This is a genomic window from Clostridioides sp. ZZV14-6153 (genome assembly GCF_020657855.1).
Lineage (GTDB): Bacteria > Bacillota > Clostridia > Peptostreptococcales > Peptostreptococcaceae > Clostridioides.
Genome location: NZ_JAGWCZ010000001.1, coordinates 537,147 through 562,854, shown reverse-complemented (window position 1 = coordinate 562,854; position 25,708 = coordinate 537,147). Strand labels below are relative to the sequence as shown.

Sequence of the window (25,708 nt, the reverse complement as noted above, 5' to 3'; positions counted from 1 at the left end):
GTGGAGGTCTTAAAATATGAGTAACTTTATAGTATGTAGTTATTGTGGAGAAAAGATGGATAAGTCTAAAAATAAGTATATAACTTACTCTGAAAAAGATAGTTGTAATGAAATAAATATTTGTACTAATTGTGCTTTAGATTTGTTTGAAAAAACTAATGAAAAATCAAAGATTAAATATGCAAAAGCTTTAACAAAACAAATAGGATAAAAACACAATATAAATTGGATAAATAAGAAAAGCACCTTTTAACTATAGGTGCTTTTTCTATGTATAGATAACCTATGTATAGATAACCTATGTATAGATAACCTATGTATAGATAACATCATAAGATATTTAGGTAGATTAATACAGATATTTATACTTATCTCTTTATATTTCCGTATTTTTAAATATTAAACTCAGATTCATAGCAGTAGCACATATACTATATTTTACTTCTGTTGGCAAGTAATCTACTCCATTCATAAAATCTACAACATATTGTTCTTCAACATGTGCAACTTTAGCTATAAATTCAACATTAAGTTCATATGTATCGATTAGTAAACTTAAAATACCTCTAATCCTAGAATCTGAATCAACATCTATAGTATATTCGAGTTGCAAAACAAAATTTATCCATTTTACCCATAAATCTAAATCTGCTGTAAATTCTTTTTCATATTTTTTATAATTTCTTAATTTTTCTGATTCTATTTTAATCAAATTTGATAAAATATTTTCATTTATGTAATATTCATCAATTAATTTATTAAGTAAAGGCTCTATGTAATTACTATCTATCTTTTTTACTTCCATATAAATTAAACTCCTATAAATAAAATTATTAAATGTATTTTTATTGTATCACACTTATATAGTTTTAAGTATAATAAAGCAATTCTAAAACCTTGAAATATAAACTTTTTTATTTCTTTATTTTTCATTGTAATATTTTAGTAACTCTTTATTCTTATTCTCTTGCTATACTTTGATTAAGAAAGTTAAATATAATTTACTGATTATTTTATGAAAAACATTTTGAAATATTAATATTTACGAGGAGGAAATACAATGAATAAAAGAGCAAAACAAGCATTTCTTCAAACAATCCCAAACTTAATAATTGTATTATTAGCAGTCATATTTACATTTTATACTAATACATTTGACCTTGATTTAAAAGTATTACTTTTATTACCTATAGTATATATTGCTTTATTTTTATATTATTATACAAAAACTAAGAGAGATTAATAGTAGGTCTGAAAAATAAATCTATTTTTAAAACAAATGTCTTTAAAGTTTACATACTAAAAAAATATACTGTAAAGGAGGTTACTTTTATTGAATTCACAAGAAAAATTTATAAACTTATTAAATCCAATATATATTGAAAATGAAGTAAAAAGAAAGAAAATCCAAATTATAATATTTTTTTCTATAACTTTTGGACTTACTTATTTACTAGGTTTACTATTGTATTTTATGAAGTTTATTAAACCAGAAAATTTTGCATCATTCATGATGATTTTACCATTATCCTCAGTTGCCATTGCAAAATTTTACACTGAAGGGAAAACTAACGATAAGTATAAGTTTTATTCACTAATAATACTGTTTTTTCTTGCTTATTTTTTGTTATTTATTATTGAATCATTAAATTTAATAAATAATGATAAGTTAGAAATAATGAATCTTATATTAACTTTTTTAAGTAGTTTATGTGTTATTATTTATTCTTTTAAATCAAAAGATTTATATCTTCTAAAAAATTTTAAAATAAGTGCTTTATTAATTATTTACTTTATATTTTCTCAAATCATATTTGGATTGATGATAAGTAAAAACCAACTTAACTATAATGGAATTTTATATTATATGCTTACTCCCTTAACATCATTAATATCTATTTATCATTTTTTATGTGAAGAATATGGTTGGAGATATTATCTACAAAATCTCTTTTTTGATAAATTTTCTAAAAAAACAGGTGTCATAATGGTAGGTATTTGTTGGAGTTTATGGCATTTACCGCTACAATTTACATTATATAGCCCAGAAGCTCCAATAATTGGAAGTACAGTGCATTTGATATATGGAATTGGACTTTCTATATTTTTAGGTTATGTTTACATGAAAACTAAAAATATATGGGTTTGTTCTATAATTCATGTTTTAGTTAATAGCTTATCTCTTATAGTTCTTGACAGCGACGCTGAAACAATTTCTAGCTATTATAATATTGTAGAACGCCTAATATTTATATCTTTATTTTATATCCCGTTTCTGTTTACAAAAGAGTACAAACAAAATATATAAAAATTAATATCAATATATCTTATGACAATAATCTCATATTATTTAATTATCAAAAATATACAGTTGTATAGAATTTAATAAATCATTCATTACAAATATAACAAAAAAATATCAAAACAAATAATTAAAATAATAATTTTCGTAAAATACTTTTTAAATAAAAAACTGACTGTCAATTAAATGTCAGTCAGTTTTTTATAATGCTTTTATTTAAATACAAATAAAATTGCATCTTTTAATACTTATTTATTATTATTCTATGTAGCAATTTAGTCTGTTTTATTTTAATTTTGATACCATAATATCTATATATTCTTTTAAACCTCTAAGCTTTTCATCTGCTTCAACATCACTAGTTCCTTTTACAGCTATATAAAATTTCAGCTTTGGTTCTGTTCCTGATGGTCTTATAGCTACCCAAGACTCATCTTCCAAGAAATATTTTAAAACATCAGACTTAGGAAGATTATCTACACCATTTTTATAGTCTTTTTTATCAATTACCTTTATATTATTTATACAATCAATTTGATTTTCTCTAAAATAAGATATTATCTCTTTTATTTTTTCCACACCTTCTATACCTTTTAAAGTTAAAGATATAGTCTGTTCTTTAAAGAATCCATATTTCTTATACAGTTCTATTAAGCCTTCATATAAGCTCATACCTTTTGAATAGTAAAATGCTGCCATTTCAGATATTAATAATGATGAAACAACACCGTCTTTATCTCTTGCATGAGTTCCAACTAAATAACCATAACTTTCTTCATATCCAAATACATAATTTCTATCTTTATTTTCTTCAAATAATTTTATTTTTTCACCAATAAATTTAAAACCTGTAAGAACATTTAGTACATCAACATTATTTTCTTTTGCTATATCTGCTCCAAATTCTGATGTAACTATAGTTTTTATCATTGTAGGATTTTCTTTTAATTTGTTATTTTCTTTTAAGCCTTCTATTATATAGTGTGTCAACATTCCACCAATTTGATTTCCTGTAAGTAATACATATTCACCTGTAGTAGTTCTTACAGCTACACCTACTCTATCACAATCTGGGTCAGTTGCTATTACAAGGTCTGCTCCTTTTTCTTTTGCAAGTAATATTCCTCTATTTAAAGCTTTTTTTTCTTCTGGATTTGGGTAATCAAGCCCTGCAAAATTTGGGTCTGGATTTTCTTCTTCTGGAACCACTAATATGTTTTCAAATCCTACTTCTTTTAATGCTCTTCTTATTGGAATATTGCCAGTTCCACAAAGAGGTGTATAAACTATTTTAAAATTTTTACCTACGCTTTTTACTAAATCTTTTCTTATAACTTGACTTTTTACAGCTTCTATAAATTCAGTATCCTGTGTTTCGTCCAATAAGACTACTAAATTTTTATTAGCTTCACTTAAAGTTGGTATCATACTATAATCATGTATGCTATTTACTTTTTCTGTTATTGCATTTGCAATATCTGGCATAACTTGTGCCCCATCTTCCCAGTATACTTTGTATCCATTGTATTCAGGTGGATTATGGCTAGCTGTTATAACTATCCCTGCTATTGCATTTAGATTTCTAACAGCAAAAGACAATTCTGGAGTAGTTCTTAAACTATCAAATATATATGCCTTTATACCACACGCTGCTAATGTATTTGCAGATTCTATACAAAATTCTCTAGATTTATGTCTATTATCATGAGCTATTACTACACCCCTATTTTTTTCTTCCTCTGTAGTATTTTCTAGTATATAGTTTGCCAATCCAAAAGTAGCTCTTCTAACTGTGTACTTGTTGATTCTATTAGTCCCTGCTTCAATTACACCTCTAAGACCAGCAGTTCCAAATTCTAAATCCTTATAAAATCTATCTTCTATCTCTTTTTCATTATCTTTTATTTTATCTAATTCTAGTTTTGTATCTTCATCAAAATATGAACTCTTTACCCATTCTTCATAAGTTTTAGTATAATCCATAATAAAATCCTCCCTATTTTATCCATTTATTATAATTGCATAGATAAATCTTTTTTATACAATTATGACTCTTCTATATACTTATTAATTGACTTAATAAAAATATTTGCAATCATTCTATGACCTTCCTTAGTTGGATGTAATCCATCAAAATATAATTTTTTATATCCTTCCTTTTCCATACTTTTATTATATTCAGAATAAAAATCTACAAAATCAGTATTAAATGTCACACTAAATTTTTTTATCCAATAATTGTATGACTCTAACTTTTTTGATACTGTATTAAAATCCGTAAAGCTACTCCAGTCTTCCCTAACATTTGGAATATCTGGTTTAAGTGGTATACCTATTATTGGTATAATATTTTTAGCATATGCTTGATGTACCATAGCCATTATATTAGAATTAATAACTTCATTTCCTGCTCCAGCAATAAAATCATTAGTACCACCCATTATAAAAACTATATCGGGAGAATTCTGTAAAACATCTTCATTAAATCTAACTAACATACCACTTGTTGTATCACCATTTATACCCTTATTTATTATTTCTAATCTAGTCTCTTGACTCACAATGTTTGTCCATGAATTACTTCGTGATACACCAAATCCATATGTTAAACTGTCTCCTAAGCAGACTATTTTCATCTTATCCCCCCCTTAGCTATATTTTTTCTGTTTCAAGAATAATCTAACAGTTTAATTAATTCATATTTTATACTTTTTTTCCTTCTAAGTAAAGTTATTATATTCACTAAATTAATATACATATATATCTAAACTCTGTCTTCCCCAATTAGATGCTTTTCCTTCACTATTCATAAATATATCTATTCTGTTACCTTTAATTGCACCTCCACAGTCTTCTGCAACAAATGTCATGCCTAATCTAGGTATATATACTTTTGTTCCATATGGTATTATATTTGGGTCAACTGCAATTACTCCCCATCTTGGCGTTGTACCAGTAGATGTTATAGTATCTCCTGCATATGCAGTAGCAACCACTCTCATATGTTTTCTTCCTCTTGTATTTGCTCCTCTTGATGCAATTAAGACTTTTTCTTTAGTTCCATTTTTTATAATTTTTGCAGTTGGTTCTTTAGAAATTACTTCTTTTGATAAGACTTTTTTGACTAGCTCCCCATCATGGTAAGTTAAATTATAGACTAGTTTTTTCTCTCCTTCTATTCCCTCCTGATAGACTTTAGATTTTCCTTTTACTAAATTGCTATCATTCACATGTTTTGTGTCAAATGGTATTTTTTCAAATTCTTCTTTTTGATTTTTAGTTACTTTAACAACCTTAATTTTCATATTATCCTTTAATTCTGTATTCAAACTTGGATTAATTTTATCTTCAGAATTGTATTTCACTCCCTGTTCATCCAAAAGTTCTTCAACTGTCTTTTTAAATGAAGATACTTTTTGTTCTTGGCCTTTAACAGTTAGACTTATCTCTTCTTTATTTAATATAGAATATATGCTTACTAAACTCATTAAAATTGATACACTTAATAAAGATGATATTATTATTTTCTTTTCTCTTTTTTCCATAATATTTCCCCTTTCATGTTCAAATTTTAAATTAACTTATTTATTACAGTTTTAATCCTATATTATATATGTATATTATAACTTTCTAAATTTATGTAACTTTTTTGTAACTTCTAAATTTATTTTATTCATAATTTTTTTATATTCTACGGTTAATGACTTATTTCATACAAATTAAATTTCTATGTTTGATAACTTATTTTATAAAATAAAAAGCTAGAAATAAGATATTTACTTTATTAAGTATCCTACTTTCTAGCTTTTTATTTACTAAGTTTAGGTTGTCACACTAAATATTTATTCATTATTTATCTTTTAACATTTTCTCCAATTCTGAAACCCTTTCAATTATAGATTCAAAAATTGGTTCTTCTCTTAATTCATTAAAACTATTATCATTAAACATGATGAGTAAATTAGTATATACATTAAAAGTATATGAATTTTTAGATTTTACTTTATCAAAAAACGTCATTTGACTTGTATCTGAACTTTCATGTAGAGGATATTTTTCTAATATTTCTTTTAGACCATATAAAGCTTCTTTAGCTTCTTCTTTCATATTAAAAAATAAGAGATTTAAAGATAGCTCTATGTAGTCCATGTATATTCCAAAAAAAGCTCCCCTATTTTCACTAAATTTCTTCTTTATTTCTAAAGATACATTTGCATATCCTAATGACTTATTTTTTATATATTCCATTTCTTTCTCTGCTGTTTTTTTGTCATAACTTCCATCATCTAACTCTTTTTTTAATTCTTTATATTTATTTTTACATACATTAATTAATCCTTTACAATCCAGAGTTGTATTAAATACATCGCTAAATAATTTATTTTGAAGTAATGTTTCTGCTTCATCTAGTCTATTTTGACTTAAATATATCATAGCTAAATTAACACTTGTGTCTCCTATTGGTTTATGTATCATATTTAAATATAACTCTGCCTTTTCATAATCATCTAACATATAATATGCATTTGATAAAATAATAAGTGCTGTTTCTTTAATCTGAATATCATCTGTATTTCTCACTATATCTTCAAGAATATTTGTTGTTTCTTTAATTTTACTATTGAATTTATCTTTACCAAATTTATATGAGTACATTTGATATAGCGAACTTATTTTTAACTTTAACAGATAACTTTGAGGATATTTCTCCATATACATATTAGCAAGTCTTTCTACAGATTCTAAATCTTCTTTAAATTCTTCTAGCGCTTCTTCTGTTGATAAATCAATTTCTACTTTAGCAAGAATTGCTTCTAGTTCTTTATAAACTTTCATTGCTTCTTCTTCACTTAAATCTACTTTATAGTTTAAAAGTTTGTCAACAGATACATTAAAAAAATCTGCTAATACTGGCAATAATTCTATATCTGGATAAGAATTTCCACTTTCCCATTTAGATACTGCTGGTGTTGACACTCCTATAAACTTTGCTAATTGTTCTTGTGTTAAACTTTTTTCTTTTCTCAGTGTTTGTATGACTTCACCTATTTTAATTCGCATATATACCTCCTTAATGTATATCTCTTAATTTAAGTATATTAAAAAAGCATTTATTAGTAAATTGAGGTAAAGTTAACAAAAGACTTATAATTTAACTATTGGTTAAATTATAAGTCAAAATCTTATCTTGCTAACCTAAAGTAGGTAAATCTATTAATTAAGTTTGTATAATCATAGCTTAATTAATAGATTTCCTTAGGTAGTCTATTCAAAAACTTAATTTATTTACATGCTTTCATTTATTATATTTAAACTTTCAAAGAAACTTGAGATAAAATAGATTCCATATATGATTAGGACAATACTCATTGTTAATAACATATTTGTGATAATTCCCATTCCTGTCATAATTGGTACTACGATAAATAACACTTTTGATATAAATAGAGCATTTATAATAGCTAACACTAAAGGAGTTGCAAATAATATAAATACTTGTGCAAATATAGCTTTTTTCATATCTTTTTTATTTACACCAAGCTTTCTTAATAATTTAAATCTTTCTTTATTGACTGTTGATTCCATAAGTTGTTGTAGTGCTAATATTGCACCTGCTGATACTAGAAGTATAACACCTATATATATTGCTACAAAGGAAAATGCAGTATTTAAAGCTTTTTTTTCTCCATCTATAACTGATTTATAGTCAATACTATAGTCACCAGAATTATTAACTTTACTTTGGAATTTATAGTATGCTTCCATAAATTTATTTTCTAAACTATTACTTTTTTCTTTATAATTAATATTTAATGTAACCATAATAGGATTTAAGTTTTTTACTACAATATCAGGCACAATTAAAGTACCATTATCCAATGGAACTACATTTGTATTATAAGAATTAGTATATAGATTTGTCTGGTTTAAATTAAGCTTTACTCCATTTACTGTAATATATTTTGATTGACTATTAATATATTTTTCATAAAATGCTCTGTAGTCTTCTACAGCACAGCTTATTGCAAATTCATTTTTATTTAATTTTATTTCTTCTAATCCACTTTGTTTTCTGGTAGCATTATAATCACTAAGTGAAACAATAGCAAGTTTATTATTTTTCAATTCAGTTGTTTTTTCACTCTCATCAATTGCAAAATCATACTGACTTATATCTTTTAAAGAGTATATCCTTAAATCACTTGTACTAGATGAAAATGAAGATAAAGGTAATTTATTTGTTATTAAAGTATCTTTAAGTGAAGGTATTTCACTGTTTATATTACTTTTTTCTGTACTGTATTCAACAATATTATCTCCATCCATAAAAAGTCTAGATAATGTTACATCATAAGGAGTTGCTTCTTGTAAATCAGTTATTAAGTATTTACCAAATGATATACCAAAAGGTATCACTATCATAGAAGAAAATAATAGCAAACAAATTACAGTGATAGACATACTCATTGTCTTAATACGACTACTTATTTGACTTATTACAAATGGATTTAAATTTTTATAATATACACGTCTATGCTTCTTTATTTTTATCATTATAAAATCAGATACTGACATAAAAAAGAAATAAGTACCTACTAACATAAGAATTATACATATCCCTAATATAAATGTAGATGGTTTTACTTTTAATGGTAATATATATGATGTCACAATTAACACAATAGACAAAAAGAATAATATTAAGTTAGATTTTTTCCCTTTAGCAATAGAAACCTCATTCTTTTTATTTGCATTTAATAGGTCTATTAACTTATATTTGTTTATTGTTTTTTTATTAAATTTATTAACCAATAATAATACAATTCCAAAAAATACTACCGTTTTGACAGTTGTAAATATTGAGAAAGAAAATCCTGATGATGATACCCCTAACATTTTCAAAGCAACTATACTGAGTCCTTTTGAAATAAATACTCCAAACATGATGCCTGTTATTAAAGCAAATATACCTATTATCACTGTTTCCTTAAACATTAATTTATTTATATCTCTTTTATCCATTCCAAGAATCGTATATATACCAAACTCTTTTTTACGCTTTTTCATTAAGAAATTATTGGCATATACAATTAAAAAGCCAAATATCATACATACTACAATTGAAAAAACACCCACAATACCTCTAACTAATCCAATACTTGAACTCAGTAAAGCATTGCCACCAAGCATTGCTATATCATTGTCTAGAGAATTAAAAGTATATAAAATAGTAACTCCAAATGTAAGAGTTATAAAGTAAATCAGATAATTTTTCATACTCTTTTTTACATTATTTAGAGCTAATTTTTTAAATGCGCCACTTGATACTCTAGAGACATAGTCATTATTTTTATTAAAAAACATCTTTATCATCACCTCCAAGAAGTGATATTATTTTTATTATCCTATCAAAAAATTCTTGTCTTGTATTATTACCACGAACCAACTCATTGAATATCTTTCCATCTTTTATAAATAATATCCTTTTACAATAACTAGCTGTAAAAGCATCATGCGTAACCATTAATATTGTAGCTTTCAATTCTTCATTTAAAACTTCAAGATTCTCTAAAAACATTTTTGCTGACTTGGAATCCAAAGCACCTGTAGGCTCGTCCGCTAATATTAGTGATGGATTTGTTATTATAGCTCTTGCACATGCTATTCTTTGCTTTTGTCCACCAGACATTTCATATGGGTATTTATTAAGAATTTCATAAACCCCTAATCTATTTGCTATATCTTTTATTTTAGTATCTATTTTTTTTGGGTTAATTCCATTGATAGCCAAAGCCAAAGCTATATTATCATGTGCTGTAAGTGTATCTAATAAGTTAAAATCTTGAAATATAAACCCTAATTCTTCTCTACGAAATTTAGATAATTCATCTTCACCCATAGTAGTTATCTCTTGATTTCCTATATAAATACTACCTTCTGTTGCTTTATCTATGGTAGAAATACAATTCAGTAAAGTAGTCTTACCACTTCCAGAAGCTCCCATAATACCAATATACTCTCCACTTTCAACTTCAAAGCTAATGTTATCAAGAGCTTTTGTAGTATTCCCCCTACTTTTATAGTATTTTTTTATATTTTCTACACTTAATATTTTATTCATATCTACTACCTCCGTTAAACTCTGTTTTATTTCTTAAAAAAATTAAATATTTTTTATTCTTTTTATAGATTAACTTAATTTTCTTAAGAAAATATAGCTTTAAAACAAAAGATTTTCTTAAGATTTCGATATACTCATTACTTTAAAGTAAGAAAATAAAAGAGAGTATTTCATTTATGATAAAAAATCATTTTGAAATACTCTCTTTTTTGTTCTTTATATGCAAAAACTAGCTCATTCAAATAGCTATATAAAACTGAGTCTAATACTAATATTTTATTTATATATCATTCATATATTACTGCACTACAAAATTCCTATTTTTTCATTTAACCAACAAATAACATCTTCAAAAACTTCCTCTTTATTTATCTCATTCAATAATTCATGTCTTCCACCTTTATAGAGTTTACATGTTACATCTTTTACTCCTAGATTTATATATCTATCTCTAAGTCTCAAGACACCCTTACCATTTTTACCTATAGGGTCTTTATCTCCAGATATTATGTAAATAGGAATATCAAGTGGTATCTTTTTTAAGTTTTCTTTATCCTCTATTTCTTTTAATCCTTGTACTAAATCGTAAAAAAAGCCACAAGTACATACAACCCCACAAAATGGGTCATTTATATATTTTTCAACTTGTTCTTTATCTCTACTTAACCAATCAAATTTAGTATTTTTATTTCTTCTTATGCTTTCTCCTCCAAATATTAAATCATTTATTTTATTGCTTCGAGAATTTCTTCCATGCTTTTTAATCTCATGATTAATTATTAGGTGAGCAAAATTTAGAATGATACCTTGTTGTCCATTTGAACCACATAATATAAGACCAGATAAATTATCACTGTAATCCATTATGTATCTTTGGCTAGCAAATGACCCCATACTATGTCCAAACAAATAAATTGGCAAATCTTTATTTTCCTTTTTTATAATACTTGTTAAAGTATTCATATCTTCTACAAGACATCTAAAACCTTCTTCTTCAGCTAGATGCCCAACATTCTCTACTGTCTTTGCAGTTTTTCCATGTCCTCTATGGTCATTTATATACACTATATATCCATTTTTAGTAAGCTCTTTAGCAAAAACTTCATACCTTTGTGCAGTTTCTGCCATTCCATGGGCAATTTGTACAATTGCCTTTGGGTCTTCTATACTTTCATCTTCCCATTTATATGTATATATATCTAAATCTTCTTTTCCTTTGAAAGTAAAATTTGTACACTTCATAATTACTCCTCCAGCCTGAATTTATTCAACATATTAACTTATATACTATATTACTACAATTTTCAAGTCAAAAATGTTCTATATAAGTTTCTTACTTATTAATTATTAGTATAAATTGCTATACAAGTGTTTCTCTAAATAACTATATAATAATTTAGTTATTGAATATTAATTATTTAGAAAGAACATTTAACTATACTTGGACATCATATTGACATTATATTCAATTCGTGATATTCTGTTTTCGTCAAAATAATATCTAAATATAAAGGAGATATTTTATGGATTATTCAAATGAATTGAAAGAATTGTTTCTAATGAATCAAACATACGCAACTCTTTTTACTCTTACAAACAAAATACAAATAGAAGGTGATAAGTATTTTGATGTACTTACTTCAAGACAATATATGACTATTTTATCTATTCTTCACTTGCCAGAAGAAGAAACAACATTAAATAATATTGCACGAAAAATGGGTACAAGTAAACAAAATATAAATAGAATAGTTGCTAACCTTGAAAAAAACGGATATGTTCAAGTAATTCCAAGTCCAAATGATAAAAGAGCGATTAATGTAAAAGTTACAGATTTAGGAAAACAAGTTATGATAAAATGTGGTAAAGTTGGAATAAACTTTATGGCAGATGTATTTCATGAGTTTACTCAAGATGAATTGGAAACTTTGTGGAGTTTACTAAAAAAAATGTATCGTTTTAATGGCGAAGAACAAGATGGATTCGAAGAAGATGCTAACTTTGTAGAAGATGAAGAAATAGATAAAATTAAATCTGAAGCACTTAAAGAATTCTCAAAAAGAAGAAATAGAGTAAATAAAAAGGACTAATAACCTCTATAATTTAAAATAGGTATTAACTTTCTTAAGAGTAAAACAGAGTATTTATTTGTATAAAGTCTAAAAGTTACTTCATATTGATTTAAGGACTAAAGACAATTAAATTAATGCTTATTATTTATTAAAAGAACTCAGTATCAAGTATCAATACTGAGTTCTTTTAACATTACAATTAGTCTCTCATAGAAATTATATCATTTAGTTTTTGTGAATCATTAAATGGTTGACTACAACTATTATTCTGACATACATAGTAAGTAGTTTTGTCATTTTTTAATTTATAATTATTTAAAAAACCTATCTTAGTATTTTCTTCATTGTATTTTTTTACTAAAAAAGTTGCATTTGGTACAAAATTTTCACTTACTAAAGTCTTAAAACCAATCAAATCAGAGTTTTCCTTTAAAATACATATGATTTCCTTTGTAGGATAAAGTTCATACATTAATGAAAGCATATAGAAACTATATCCAGTTGGTGAATTTTTTACACTATCTGAATAAAGTTTTAATTGCTTATATGACAATTCTTCAAGTTTATTATCACCAGTAATCTTTGCAAGTCTTATAAGATTATATAATTGTACAGAGTTACCTGATGGAATAGCTCCATCATACAAATCTTTTGGTCTTGCTATTAAATTTTCACTATCTTTACCATATAGGTAAAATCCACTTTTTTCATAGTCCCAAAAAAGCTCAATACAATTTTCATTTAATTTTAATGCTTCTTCTAAATACTTTATATCAAATGTTGATTCATAAAGTTCTATATATGCCCATATTAAAAATGCATAATCATCCAAATACGCTAAATAATCAGCACTTCCATCTCTATATCTAGCTAATAATCTACCTGCTTTATTCACAAGATTATTATTTATAAAATCAAGACACATATTTGAATACTCCAAATATGTATCATTTTTTAGAGTCTTATAAGCCTTTGCTAAAGCTACTACCATCAATGCATTCCATGATGTCAGTATCTTATCATCTTTATGCAAAGAAGTTCTTTCTTTCCTATATTCAAATACCTTTTTACTCAAATTAGCTATTCTTTCATTATACTTATCGTATTCTTTATTTTTTATAAGATTAGGAATACTTTTTCCCTCAAAATTTCCACTATTAGTTATATCAAAGTAATCATTAAAGAATTTTCCATCTTCTTCACCTAATATATCAATTATTTCAAGTGGATTAAATGTATAAAATTTACCTTCCTCTCCCTCACTATCTGCATCTTGTGCTGAATAAAATCCACCTTCTTTATCTTGCATCTCTCTAATTACATAATCTATAGTTTTTATCGCGATTTCTTTATATAGCTCTTTCTTGGTTATCTTGTATGCATCTAAATAAGCAACTGTAAGCATAGCATTGTCATATAGCATCTTTTCAAAATGAGGTGCTAACCATTTTTTATCAGTGGAATATCTTGAAAAACCAAATCCAATATGGTCAAATAGACCTCCTCTGTACATTCCATCTAAAGTTTTTTCCACCATTTTTAATACATCTTCATCTTTTTCTATACTATAGTATTTCATCAAAAACATAAGATTTTGAGGACTTGGAAATTTAGGTGCATTCCCAAAACCACCATATTTATCATCATAAATAGCTTTAAATATTCCAACTGATGAACTTAACATATCTTTTGATAAATCACCATCTGTATTTTTTACTCCAAAATCATCTTTAAGAGCCTCTACTATTTCATTTCCAGATTTTATAAGCATATCTTTATTTTTATTCCATTTTTCAGATACATTTTCCAATAAATCTATAACGCCTGGTCTATTATATCTTGAGTATTTTGGAAAATAAGTTCCTGCAAAAAAAGGTTTTTTATCAGGAGTCATTATTATGGTCATTGGCCATCCACCACTACCTGTCATTGCTTGACAAACTGTCATATATACACTATCTATATCTGGTCTTTCTTCCTTGTCTACTTTTATTGCTATAAAGTTTTTGTTCATTATTTCAGCAACTTCTTCATCTTCAAAAGATTCATTTTCCATAACATGGCACCAGTGGCAAGTTGAGTATCCAATACTTAAAAATATCGGTTTATCTTCTTCCTTTGCCTTTTTAAAAGTTTCTTCGTTCCAACTGTACCAATTTATTGGATTATATGCATGTTGTAAAAGATATGGAGATTTCTCATTTATTAAATTATTAGGTTTTTTATTAGTTGACATAATACCACCTCATTTATTATTTTGTTATATGTTTTGCAATAAAAAAATAGATATACACTTATAATAAGTGTATACCCACTTTTAACTGTATATATTTAAGTTTTTATCTACTTAATTCCTCTAGGCAAATAATTTTTTAAATACCTACCAAAACAAAACAATACAAGAAATATCAAGCTATTTCTTTAAGGGTTTTTCAAAAGAAGGAGGATTGATATCTATCTTAGTATCATGATTTGGTCCTGGAGTTGATAAATCGAAATATAGCTTAGAATCTTCTGTAACTCCAAAATCCTTGTTTGAACCTGTATCTTTAACCTTATTTAAAGCATCTCTAAATAAAGCATTATGCGCTTCTTCTCTATTAAGCAAAAAGTCAATTGTTTCTTTTACATATTTATCATCAATTTGTCTATATAGATACTCATAAACTACCTTTGCTCTTTGTTCAGAAGCTATATTTGAAAGTAAATCAGCTACTAAATCTCCTGTAACTGTAACATAATCAGCAGTCCATGGAGCTCCTGATGAATTTATTAATACTGGTGATAATCCAGTTAAGACATGCGTTTCTATTTCCCCTGTATCAACTGCTTTGTAATCAACATCATGCCCATTTAATAAATTTATAGTTTGACCTACCATTTCCATATGACTAAGTTCTTCTGCTGCTATATCAAGAAATAAATCTTTTATTTGGGGGTCTTTTATTCTAAAACTTTGAGCTAAATATTGCATTGCTGCTTTTAATTCTCCATTTCCACCACCTAACTGTTCTTGCATCAAAACAGCATATTGAGGGTTTGGTCTTTCTACTTTTACTTCTTTTAATAAAGCTTTATCATGCTTAAACATATGAATACCTCCGTAAATTATTATTCAAAATTATTATTTACTTAAATTACATTATTATTCTAAATTACATTATTAATATTTAATCAATACTTTATCATACATGCATTAAATTATTACAAAACTAAAAAATATTAATCTATACTTAAGATTATTGCAAAATAAAAAACTGAATACCAATAAAATTTTAATAAAAAACTTTATCAATATTCAGTATCAAATTTTAATTACATATCAAATTTTCTAATGCATCATTAGGAGCTACAATAGGATAAACATCATAGTCTTTATCTATATCACATTGTAAAAATACAGGTTTATTAAAATCTATTGCATCCAAAGCTCTTTCTAATCCTTCCATATCACATGCCTTATATCCATCTATATTATAAGCATTTACAAGCTTAACATAGTCTACATTTTCATTAATATCAGTTTGAGAGTATCTTTGATTAGAAAATAATTTCTGCCATTGTCTTACCATTCCTAGAGTTCTGTTATTAAGCAACAAAATAAGCATAGGCACATTATAATTTGCAACTGTAGCTAACTCATTACAGTTCATTCTAAAGCTTCCATCACCAGTGACTAAAACTACATTTTTATCTAAGTTACCAACTTTAGTTCCAATAGCAGCTCCTAAACCAAATCCCATCGTTCCTAGACCTGCTGATGTTATAAAACTTTTATTTCCTTTAAAGTCCCAATACTTAGCAGACCACATTTGATGCTGACCAACATCAGTAACAACTACAGTTGGATTTCCCAATTGTTCATATTTCTCGTTTATTTTTCTAAGTATATTTTGTGGATGGAACTCTTTTTCCTCTACACCCTCACCTTTTCTAAAGGTCTTTATTTCCTCTTTCCAATTGCTATTGTCCTTACTTTCAACCCTTTCTAGTAGTAAACTAAGAACCATCTTTACATCTCCAACTAAAGATACATTGGACTTTATATTTTTACTTATTTCAGATGGGTCTATATCTATGTGTATTATTTTTGCATTTTTAGCAAATTCAGAACTTTTACTTATTACTCTATCACTAAATCTTGCACCTATTGCTATCACTAAATCTGAATTAGAAAGTGCCAAATTACTTTCTCTACTTCCATGCATTCCAACCATACCAAGAGATAGTTCATTTTTTCTATCTATATTTCCAAGCCCCATAAGTGTATTTAATACAGGTGTATCTATCTTCGTTGCAAATTTTACAAGAACTTCTTCACTATCTGAAGATTTAACTCCCCCACCAGCATAGATTATAGTTTTTTTGGACTCTTTTATTATATCTACTGCATCTTTTAAAAGCTTAAGGTTGTTTTCATCATCTAAGTCAAAATCATCCTTATAATCCATATACTCATCTATTTGACATAAATCATAATCCTCATCATTAAAATCCATTTCTGCTAAAAATAAATCCTTTGGAACATCTACAAGTACAGGTCCTTTTCTTCCTGAGTTTGCAACTCTAAAAGCTTCTTTTATTGTAGGTACTAACTCTTTAGTATTTCTAACTAGATAATTGTGCTTTGTCATAGATAGGGTTGCTCCAGTTATATCAATTTCTTGAAAAGAATCTTTACCCAATAAACTAGTTGGAACTTGACCTGAAATTACAACCATAGGAGAAGAATCCATAAAAGCTGTTGCTATACCAGTTATAGCATTCGTTGCTCCTGGCCCAGATGTTGTAAAACAAACCCCCACTGTATTAGTACTTCTTGCATATCCATCTGCTGCATGAACCAAACCTTGTTCATGTGAAGTCCTTATATGTTTAAAATCATCTAGATAATCATATAGAGCATCATAAAGAGGTATTACTGCTCCACCAGGATATCCAAATATTGTGTCAACGCCCTCTTTCTTCAAACATTCTAAAATTACCTTTGCTCCATTAATACGCACTACTATGCACCACTCTTTCCCTCAAACTAATCCATTTAATATATTTATTTCAAGAATGACATCATACTTCTTAGATTTCTACCAACTTCAGCTATTTCTGTAGTATATTCTGTTTCTCTAGTTTTTAGGAAGTTCTCACGCCCTTCTTCATTTTCTTTAATCCATGCCTTAGCAAATTTTCCATTTTGTATATCTTCTAATACATCTTGCATACCTTGTTTTGCTGCATCAGTTATTACTCTTTTACCAGATACATAATCTCCATATTCTGCTGTATCACTTATACTGTATCTCATTCTTTCAAATCCACCTTCATATATAAGGTCAACTATTAGTTTCATTTCATGTAGACATTCAAAATATGCTACTTCTTTTTGATACCCCGCATCTACAAGTGTCTTATATCCTAACTTTATAAGTTCACTTATACCACCACAAAGTACTGATTGCTCTCCAAATAAGTCAGTTTCTGTTTCTTCTTTAAAAGTAGTTTCTAAAACTCCTGCTCTTGTAGCTCCTATTCCTTTTGCATATGCCAAAACTGTCTCTGTGGCTTTTTTAGTGTAATCTTGATATACTGCAAACAATGCTGGAACTCCACTTCCTTTAGTAAATACATTTCTAACTAGGTGACCAGGTCCTTTAGGAGCTACCATTACAACATCAACAAATTCTGGTGGTTGTACTTGATTATAGTGTATATTGAATCCATGAGCAAATGCTAGTGTCTGACCTTCTTTTAAATTATCTCTAACACTTTCTTCATAAACTTTCTTTTGCTTTTCATCAGGCATTAACAACATTGTTAAATCACTTTCTCTCGTAGCTTCTGCCACACTCTTTACTTCAAATCCATCCTCTTTTGCTTTTTGCGCTGACTTACTTCCATCATAAAGCCCTATCACTACATCCACACCATTATCTCTAAGGTTTTGTGCATGTGCATGACCTTGACTACCATATCCTAAAACTGCAACCTTTTTATTTTTTAAAACCTCTAAATTTACATCATTTTCATAATACATCTTTGCCATCTTTACTTCCTCCCAATATTTTCTCTTAATTATTTTATGATATTTATTTTTATTAGAAATTTATACTCATTATCATTAGTTCTATATTACTTAACAAACTTTATTTTCTAATTTATAGAATTTTAATCTTTAGAATCTCAATACTTATAATTTTTAATAATCTTAATATTTATAATTTTAAGTTTTTTAAATTTGTAATTTCTTTATAATTTCAATGATAATCGTATTTTCAATCTAAGATTTTTCTCATTTAATATTTATCTTTAGTTTTTATTTAAACATTAGTTTCTTCATATTTGTTTTTAATTTTTATAAGTCATGTTTGATTAGTGTCTCACCTGTTCAACAGTTATTTCTCTTATATCATGTAGTTTCTTCATATGATTTAAGACACTATCTAGAGATGTCTTTTCTTCGTTTACTATCAATTTTATACCTGAATTATTCATATTATCTACAGTCATACTTATTGATTGTATATCAACTTCTCTTCTTCTCAGTGTCATTGCCACTCTTAAAAAAGAATCTATCCCTTGGTTTAATTTAGCATATACAGTATTTTCCATAAAAAACTCCTCCTTATTTTTTTATTATTATTTTATATGGATTAATCTTTTATATTGCTTAAATTAAAAAAACTTTCGTCTTTATAAGCAATATAAATATTACTTATAAGGACGAAAGTTAAATTCCGCGGTACCACCTTATTTGTAGATATAAAAAATACATCTACCTCTCTTTTTTCAGGTCGGGTAATTGATTACCTTAACCTTAGCCATATAACGTTGGCAGACGTTTGTACTTACTAAAATATATTCAGTACAAAAGCTCCAGAGTGATCATTATACTACTGTTAACACCAATTCTCAGCAACATTGGTTCTCTGTGGATAACTCCATTAGTATTGTTGTCTCTGTCATTGCTTTTATTTATTTAATTTTATTTTTTAACTTTGTTTTGCTGTTAATATAGATTATATTATCTATTTTTTATAATGTCAACGACTTTTTTTAAAATTTTCAGATTATTTATTTTCTTCAAAATAATCATTTTTCTATATTTTAAATCCATATTTTGAAATAATCGTTTTCATATTGTTATCTTATACTCATTTTTTTTAAGCCAATTTTCTTTATCTTTATAATCTGGCATAATATTTTTTACCAAATCATAAAATTTTTTTGAGTGATTCATATGTAATAAATGACTAAATTCATGTATTATTATATAATCAATGACATCTAACCTCGCCATAGATATTTTTGAATTTATATAAATATTTTTTTGAGATGTACAACTCCCCCACCTACTTTTTTGTTCTTTTACTTTTACATTAACTGGTGTTAGTTGCTTCATTATATCACAATTCGATTTAAGATAATCTATTCTTTCTGAGACGATTCTTTGACTTTCTTTTTTGTACCAGTACTTCAAAGATTTTTTAATAAAGTCTTTACTTGTATCGTTGGTTTGAACAATTATTTTAGATTCATCAATATTTATTTTACAATTACTTTTTTTAACACAAGCCTCCAAAGTTTCATTTATAATTAAACAATACTCTTCACCAAGATAGAGAAATTTATCCCCTGTCATGAATGTTTTTTCTCTATATACTTCTTCTCTATCTTTATATTCAGAAGATTTTTTAAGTATCCAATCTCCTTTTTTAAGTATTATGTCTCTTATTGTTTTTTTAGAAACTTTAGGAGGACTTATTACAATTACTTTACCAAATGAGTCTATTTTTATACAAATATTTTTTCTATTCTTATAAAATAAAGCTGCTTCTATTTCTTTATTTTTAAAACTAACATTTAGAATATCATAATCTTTACTTATCATGTTCATTAATTTCTTTTTTCCTTATTTGCCCTGCAATTTATAAGTTCAGCTGCTATACATACAGCTATTTCTGCTGGTGTCTGAGCATCTAATTTTATTCCTATTGGCGCATGTACTTTATTTAGTTCTTCCTTACTGAACCCATTTTTCATAAGTTTTTCATATGTCAATCCGATTTTTGTTCTACTTCCAATCATACCTATATAACAAGGATTCGTTTTAAGAGCCCATTCCAGTGAACTTGAATCATACAAGTGACCTCTTGTTAAAATAATTATATAGCTATTTTCATCAATTGGAAAATCTGGTATATTTTCAAAAGAATCTAAAACTACTACTTCTGAATCTGGAAATCTTTCAGAATTAGCAAATTCCTCTCTATCGTCTATTACTACTGTCCTAAATTCTAAAAGTGATAATATTACTGCTACATCTTTTGAAATATGACCTGCCCCAAATATATATGCTTTACTTATATTTTCTTTTAAGTTTTTATTAAATCTTTCTAAATTGCTCTTCAATTTACTATCAATAAAATCTATCTGTATTTCTCCAGTACCACCACATATCATTCCAAGCTTTGCTATATCAGTTTTATTTAGAGTAAATTTATACAACATTGACTCTCTATTTTTTATAACATTAATTGAATGTTTTATGCATGTTGCTTCTACACTTCCTCCACCTACAGAACCAAATATAGAACCATCACTTTTTACAATCATCATTGCTCCAGTTTCACGTGGTGTTGAACCTGAGTGAGAAGTTATTGTAGCAAATGCAAAGTCCTCGTTATTTTCTATTAACTTTATCGCTTGTTCATATATATTCATATATTTCTCCTTACCTGTCTATTTAAAAATCTTTTATATGTCTACTTTAAATTTTTTATTACTTTGTCTGGTATTACAAACTCAACTGGCCCAATATAACCAGGAGCCACTTCATATTCATCAAAACTAATTACAAGGTTTCCATCTTTATTAAAATAGAAATCTTGATACTTATTTATAGACTCAAAATTTTTTACTGGGGAATCTTTTTCTTGGTCTATAAAATATGATTTTGTATTGTCTTTCTTAATTTGATTTTTCATCTGTTCTTTTATATTATCACTTATAACATCTATATATCTACTATCTTTAAAAAATATTGGTAAATTTAATAGTATTTCTCTATTTTTATCAATAGTATAATGCGTTTTAGTTACATATGAAGAAGCTTCTATCTCTTCTTTTTTAACTTCTATAGATAAAAAATCCTTAGAATTATTTTTTACACTATAACTTACATTTAAGTATCTATGACCTTTATTATTTTCTTTTTTCATTTTATTCTGAAATTCACTATAAAGCTTTTTCCCATTTTCCATAAATTCATTGTTTAATTTATTCTCTAAATCTTTATCTTTTAAACCTTCTATCTTAGGAACTCTAATATTAACTTCATAATTATCTTGTTTTAGACTATAATTTTTAGCATTTATTACTTTTATCTGATTCTTTTTTACAAGTTTATTAGAAGAACTTCCTGCAAATATAGGATGTACATTTACTAATGCTACAAGTAGGCACACTGAAATCACAGCAATTTTAAATATAGATTTTTTAAGTTTTTTATATGTATTCATATTAACCTCCTTAATATATTTATATATAAATTACTATTCTATTTACAAATCTTTTATTACTTTATATGGGATTACAAATTCTACTGAACCCATATAACCAGGTGCTACTTCAAACTGGTCAAAACAAATTACAAGGTCTTCATTCTTATTAAGATAGAAATCTTGATATTTATTTATTGTTTTAAAATCTTTAACAGGAGAATCTTTTCCTTGGTCTATAAAATATGATTTTGTACTGTCATTTTTCATTTGATTTCGCATTTGTTCTTTTATATTATCACTAATAACTTTTATATATTTATCATCCTTAAAAAGCATAGGTAAAGTTAAAACTATTTGTCTTTTTTTATCAACATTATAATGTATTTTACTCACATATGATGATGCTTCTATTTCATTTTTTGTCATTTCTATTGATAGAAAATCTTTAGAATTATTTTTAACACTGTAACTTAAACTTAAGTATTTATGCCCCTTATTTTTTGATAATTCTATTTTTTCCATTCTATTTTGAAATTCATCATAAAGCCTCTTTCCATCTTCCATAAAACTATTATTTAATCTCTTCTCTAAATTTTTATCTTTTAAACCTTGTATTTTAGGAATATCAATTTTAGCTTCATAGTTTTCGTTCTTTAAACTATAATTTTTTATAGTTACTACTTCTACTAATCCTCCGATTATAGGTAATTTAGAAAAGTTATCTGCAAATACAGGACTTATATTTACTAATACTATAAACATACAGGCTGAAGCCATAATAACTTTAAATCTCCATCTATTTATCTTTTTATTTTGTTCGCAATATATATCTTTTATTTTCTTATGATTTATTATAGTATCTAGTTTCTTTGGTATTGGAATTTTATGATACTCATCTCTTAACTTATCTAACCTTTCTTTGTTTGTCATTCTTTTTATCCCTACTCTTCAATTTTTAATTTTAATTTTTTTAAAGCAGTATATAACCTAGTTTTAACAGTATTCACATTTTCATCCAATATTATTGCTACTTCTTCAATCTTTAAATCTTCAAAAAATCTCAATATTATAATAGATTTATATTCAATAGGTAATTCTTCTAACGCTTTTTTTAGGTCTAAATCAGTATACTTGTCATATTCTCCTGTCTCATCTATAAGAGTGATATCTGTCATGTTGTTATATTTACGGTTTTTTCTAATAAAATCTATACTCGTTCTAACTAGAATTTTATAAAACCATGTTTTTATATAATTTACTTCTTTAAGGTTTTCTACTGAATATAAAGCCTTATACATGGCTTCTTGAACCACATCTAAGGCGTCTTCCTCATTTTTTGTATAACTATATGCAATTCTATAAAAAGAGTCTTTATTATCGATAATGTATCTCTCAACTTTCCTTCTCTTTAAACTCTTAAACATTCCTGTAAAATCTCCCTCCGGCTACAGGCTAGGATTGAGTTTTTATAGATTCTATCTCTCTACTTTTGCACTTTCGTTCAATTTTTTTATGTGCTCAATATATTTTTCGTTTAAAATAGATTCTCTTACTAAACTCTGACACTCATTAAGACTTTTTTGTCTTTCTCTTTTATCAGTAACTTTGACTATATGATATCCATAACTAGTTTCAAAAACACCTGAAACCTCATTTTTCTTTAATTTGAATACTTCTTTTGTAAATTCAGCATTTTTATCATTTTTTGAAAAATATCCTAGCTGACCTCCATTTTTTCCAGTCGCTTTGTCATCGGAATATTTTTTAGCTAATGCTTCAAAACTTTCTCCATTTTTGATTTTAGTCAATATACTCTCGGCCTCTTTTTTTAAAGCTTCTTTTTTATCCTTACTTACTTCTTTTTTATTTTTATCTAAAGTTGATATCAATATTTGAGAAGCACTTACTTCTTCTACATTAAAATCTTTTTTATGATTTACATAATAAGATTCCATCTCGGCATCACTTATATTTATTTTATTTTCAAAGGCTTTTTTACTTTTGTCTATGGCTAAATCTCTAGATATTATTTGTTTTAAATATTCCTTATCTACACCTGCTTTGTCCATTTTTTCTTTATAGCTTGTATTCAAATTAATTTCATTTTCTAGTTCTTGATATTTTGAGTCTATATCACTTTTACTTGGAGTTAATCCTTTATCCTTAGCCTCTTGATATAAAAGTTCATTATCCACCATAAACGATATTATAACATTTTCTAGTTTATTTCTACCTTTTTTATCCAAACTTTTTTCCATTTCATCCAAAGATTGACCATTTATATAACTATTAGTAGCAGATAAGACTGCCTTTGTTTTTTCATATTGCGCCTTCGTGATTTCTACATCATTCACTTTAGCTAAACTTTTATTACAACCAGCCATCATTAAAGATAGTATTCCAACCATTCCTATACAAAGTTTTTTATTCAAAACACTTACACCTCACTCATTTTTTATTTTCAATTTTTAAAACTCTTAATCAACATTTTTTTATTTTTACTATTCTAAATTGCGTAACCAATAATTTTTTGGTATTTGATTTTGCTCTACTGCTGCAAATTCATAGCCTTCATCTGATAAAAATTTTAAAATTGAATCTAAAGCTTCTGCACTTTGTTTTTTCTCATGCATTAAAACTACAAGTTGATCTTTATCTTCACCTTTTCTATTCTTAATATGAGTTTTTACATTTTGTACAATTTGTGCAGAATTAGATTTCCAGTCTTCAGTATCTAAATCCCAATCCCAAATTTTATACCCTGCATCAACTAAGGCTTGATATGAAGCTTGTGGAGTATATGGTTTACTTCCATAAGGAATTCTTATTACTTTTGAATGTTTACCAGTTATACTATAAAGAGTCTGATCATTCGTATCAAATTCATCTTTTGCTGATGTACTAGTAACATAAAGTTTATGAATATCATGAGATACACTATGAAAACCTGCTGTGTTCCCATTTTTAATTATATTTTTAACTTGCTGTGGATATTCCTTCATATTTCCATCTATCATAAAAAAAGTTGCTTTAACATTATACTTATTTAAAGTTTTTATCATTTGGTCAGTAAATTTAGATGGACCATCATCTATAGTTATGTATGCTACTTTTCCAGAACTTTTACTAGGCCCTTTACTAACTTCTGCTGATGTATTAGATATTATATCTGTAATAGTAGAACTTGATAGTTTAGCATTTCTACTAATTTCATCTTCTTTTATATTCATATAACTAACTCGTATACCAATTATTATAAATGCTAAACAAACTACTATGGCACTTAAAAGCAAATATAATTTCTTTCTATTTATTTTTTTCTTTTTATTTCTCATCGTTCGACCTCCAATATTACTATATTTTTACATTTATATTTTTGTAGTATTTTAGAATCATAATCTTCACTACATATATATAGACGTTGAACTTCGACAAAAAGTTTTACCTAATTTTTAAAATTTGTTATTTTGATGATTATTATGCTGTATAATTTCTGTATAATTGTATAGAATGTTGAAAATTGAGTATTATATAGTGTTTTTTACAATTAATACTAGTTAAAATGTCGTTTCTAATTTTTAAAATTTATAATTTTTTTTCTATAAAATAGAAATTTTAAATAAGAAATATATTACGAAAACACTATTGTTTCTTGTTTTGACTTCATATGTTATATATTCATATACAATTGTTTTTGTTATTAAATAAAAATTTA

The 25,708-nt window shown here is 26.3% G+C and carries 24 protein-coding genes and 1 other annotated feature; of the genes, 4 read left to right on the top strand and 20 right to left on the bottom strand.

What is annotated here, in order from left to right:
* Positions 1–16: 16 nt before the first annotated feature.
* The gene (locus tag KGF46_RS02620) at positions 17–211 is read left to right on the top strand and encodes a DNA-directed RNA polymerase (protein ID WP_227827431.1); all 195 of its coding nucleotides are present in this window, start codon (positions 17–19) and stop codon (positions 209–211) included.
* A gap of 165 nt (positions 212–376) precedes the next feature.
* Here the strand turns inward: KGF46_RS02620 and KGF46_RS02615 are convergent, their stop codons facing one another.
* Positions 377–805, bottom strand: a complete 429-nt coding sequence (locus KGF46_RS02615; RefSeq protein WP_227841883.1) for an HTH domain-containing protein — start codon at positions 803–805, stop codon at positions 377–379.
* A 255-nt stretch (positions 806–1,060) separates the two neighbouring features.
* Here KGF46_RS02615 and KGF46_RS02610 point away from each other — a divergent pair, with 255 nt between their 5' ends.
* Together KGF46_RS02610 and KGF46_RS02605 are read left to right on the top strand one after the other, a co-directional pair.
* Positions 1,061–1,243, top strand: a complete 183-nt coding sequence (locus tag KGF46_RS02610) for a hypothetical protein (RefSeq protein WP_227827429.1) — start codon at positions 1,061–1,063, stop codon at positions 1,241–1,243.
* A gap of 90 nt (positions 1,244–1,333) precedes the next feature.
* Positions 1,334–2,308, top strand: a complete 975-nt coding sequence (locus KGF46_RS02605; RefSeq protein WP_227841885.1) for a type II CAAX endopeptidase family protein — start codon at positions 1,334–1,336, stop codon at positions 2,306–2,308.
* A 279-nt stretch (positions 2,309–2,587) separates the two neighbouring features.
* Here the strand turns inward: KGF46_RS02605 and KGF46_RS02600 are convergent, their stop codons facing one another.
* The 7 genes from KGF46_RS02600 to KGF46_RS02570 form a co-directional block, all read right to left on the bottom strand.
* Entirely contained in the window at positions 2,588–4,285 is a 1,698-nt protein-coding gene (locus KGF46_RS02600) for a phospho-sugar mutase (RefSeq protein WP_227827427.1), read from the bottom strand.
* A 62-nt stretch (positions 4,286–4,347) separates the two neighbouring features.
* Complete coding sequence (locus KGF46_RS02595; protein ID WP_227827426.1) at positions 4,348–4,938, bottom strand: SGNH/GDSL hydrolase family protein; 591 nt, start codon at positions 4,936–4,938, stop codon at positions 4,348–4,350.
* A 111-nt stretch (positions 4,939–5,049) separates the two neighbouring features.
* The gene (locus KGF46_RS02590; RefSeq protein ID WP_227827425.1) at positions 5,050–5,847 is read right to left on the bottom strand and encodes a 3D domain-containing protein; all 798 of its coding nucleotides are present in this window, start codon (positions 5,845–5,847) and stop codon (positions 5,050–5,052) included.
* A gap of 304 nt (positions 5,848–6,151) precedes the next feature.
* Positions 6,152–7,363 (bottom strand): helix-turn-helix transcriptional regulator, encoded by a 1,212-nt coding sequence (locus KGF46_RS02585; protein ID WP_227861782.1) that lies wholly within the window; start codon positions 7,361–7,363, stop codon positions 6,152–6,154.
* Between the two features lie 225 nt (positions 7,364–7,588).
* A complete protein-coding gene (locus KGF46_RS02580) occupies positions 7,589–9,667 on the bottom strand; it encodes an FtsX-like permease family protein (protein WP_227861781.1) in 2,079 nt (692 codons plus the stop codon).
* Positions 9,657–10,424: an ABC transporter ATP-binding protein gene (locus tag KGF46_RS02575; RefSeq protein ID WP_227827422.1), complete on the bottom strand. Its 768-nt coding sequence runs from the start codon at positions 10,422–10,424 to the stop codon at positions 9,657–9,659. Before KGF46_RS02575 ends, KGF46_RS02580 begins: the two co-directional genes overlap by 11 nt.
* A 306-nt stretch (positions 10,425–10,730) precedes the next feature.
* Entirely contained in the window at positions 10,731–11,666 is a 936-nt protein-coding gene (locus tag KGF46_RS02570; protein WP_227827421.1) for an alpha/beta hydrolase, read from the bottom strand.
* Between the two features lie 281 nt (positions 11,667–11,947).
* Between KGF46_RS02570 and KGF46_RS02565 the strand changes: the two genes are divergently transcribed.
* Positions 11,948–12,514, top strand: coding sequence for a MarR family winged helix-turn-helix transcriptional regulator (locus tag KGF46_RS02565; RefSeq protein ID WP_227827420.1), 567 nt, complete (start codon positions 11,948–11,950; stop codon positions 12,512–12,514).
* A 181-nt stretch (positions 12,515–12,695) separates the two neighbouring features.
* Here KGF46_RS02565 and KGF46_RS02560 read toward each other — a convergent pair whose 3' ends face one another.
* The 12 genes from KGF46_RS02560 to KGF46_RS02505 form a co-directional block, all read right to left on the bottom strand.
* Positions 12,696–14,732, bottom strand: a complete 2,037-nt coding sequence (locus KGF46_RS02560) for a thioredoxin domain-containing protein (RefSeq protein ID WP_227841887.1) — start codon at positions 14,730–14,732, stop codon at positions 12,696–12,698.
* Positions 14,733–14,909: 177 nt separating this feature from the next.
* On the bottom strand, positions 14,910–15,587 hold the full coding sequence (locus tag KGF46_RS02555) for a manganese catalase family protein (RefSeq protein WP_227827418.1): 678 nt from the start codon (positions 15,585–15,587) through the stop codon (positions 14,910–14,912).
* Positions 15,588–15,807: 220 nt separating this feature from the next.
* Positions 15,808–17,496, bottom strand: coding sequence for a biosynthetic-type acetolactate synthase large subunit (ilvB, locus tag KGF46_RS02550; RefSeq protein WP_227842012.1), 1,689 nt, complete (start codon positions 17,494–17,496; stop codon positions 15,808–15,810).
* Between the two features lie 50 nt (positions 17,497–17,546).
* A complete protein-coding gene (ilvC, locus tag KGF46_RS02545; RefSeq protein WP_304521577.1) occupies positions 17,547–18,566 on the bottom strand; it encodes a ketol-acid reductoisomerase in 1,020 nt (339 codons plus the stop codon).
* A gap of 296 nt (positions 18,567–18,862) precedes the next feature.
* A complete protein-coding gene (locus KGF46_RS02540) occupies positions 18,863–19,102 on the bottom strand; it encodes an ACT domain-containing protein (protein WP_227432962.1) in 240 nt (79 codons plus the stop codon).
* A gap of 104 nt (positions 19,103–19,206) precedes the next feature.
* Positions 19,207–19,465: a binding site (T-box leader), on the bottom strand.
* Positions 19,466–19,625: 160 nt separating this feature from the next.
* On the bottom strand, positions 19,626–20,387 hold the full coding sequence (locus KGF46_RS02535) for a SprT family zinc-dependent metalloprotease (RefSeq protein ID WP_227841888.1): 762 nt from the start codon (positions 20,385–20,387) through the stop codon (positions 19,626–19,628).
* Complete coding sequence (locus tag KGF46_RS02530; RefSeq protein ID WP_227827415.1) at positions 20,387–21,214, bottom strand: XdhC family protein; 828 nt, start codon at positions 21,212–21,214, stop codon at positions 20,387–20,389. Before KGF46_RS02530 ends, KGF46_RS02535 begins: the two co-directional genes overlap by 1 nt.
* A gap of 41 nt (positions 21,215–21,255) precedes the next feature.
* On the bottom strand, positions 21,256–22,011 hold the full coding sequence (locus KGF46_RS02525) for a DUF3298 and DUF4163 domain-containing protein (protein WP_227841889.1): 756 nt from the start codon (positions 22,009–22,011) through the stop codon (positions 21,256–21,258).
* Between the two features lie 42 nt (positions 22,012–22,053).
* Positions 22,054–22,923: an anti-sigma-V factor rsiV gene (locus KGF46_RS02520; RefSeq protein ID WP_227827413.1), complete on the bottom strand. Its 870-nt coding sequence runs from the start codon at positions 22,921–22,923 to the stop codon at positions 22,054–22,056.
* A gap of 11 nt (positions 22,924–22,934) precedes the next feature.
* Complete coding sequence (locus KGF46_RS02515; RefSeq protein WP_227827412.1) at positions 22,935–23,417, bottom strand: RNA polymerase sigma factor; 483 nt, start codon at positions 23,415–23,417, stop codon at positions 22,935–22,937.
* Between the two features lie 51 nt (positions 23,418–23,468).
* Positions 23,469–24,425, bottom strand: coding sequence for a peptidylprolyl isomerase (locus KGF46_RS02510; RefSeq protein ID WP_227827411.1), 957 nt, complete (start codon positions 24,423–24,425; stop codon positions 23,469–23,471).
* Positions 24,426–24,494: 69 nt separating this feature from the next.
* The gene (locus KGF46_RS02505; protein WP_227827410.1) at positions 24,495–25,328 is read right to left on the bottom strand and encodes a polysaccharide deacetylase family protein; all 834 of its coding nucleotides are present in this window, start codon (positions 25,326–25,328) and stop codon (positions 24,495–24,497) included.
* Between the last annotated feature and the right edge of the window lie 380 nt (positions 25,329–25,708).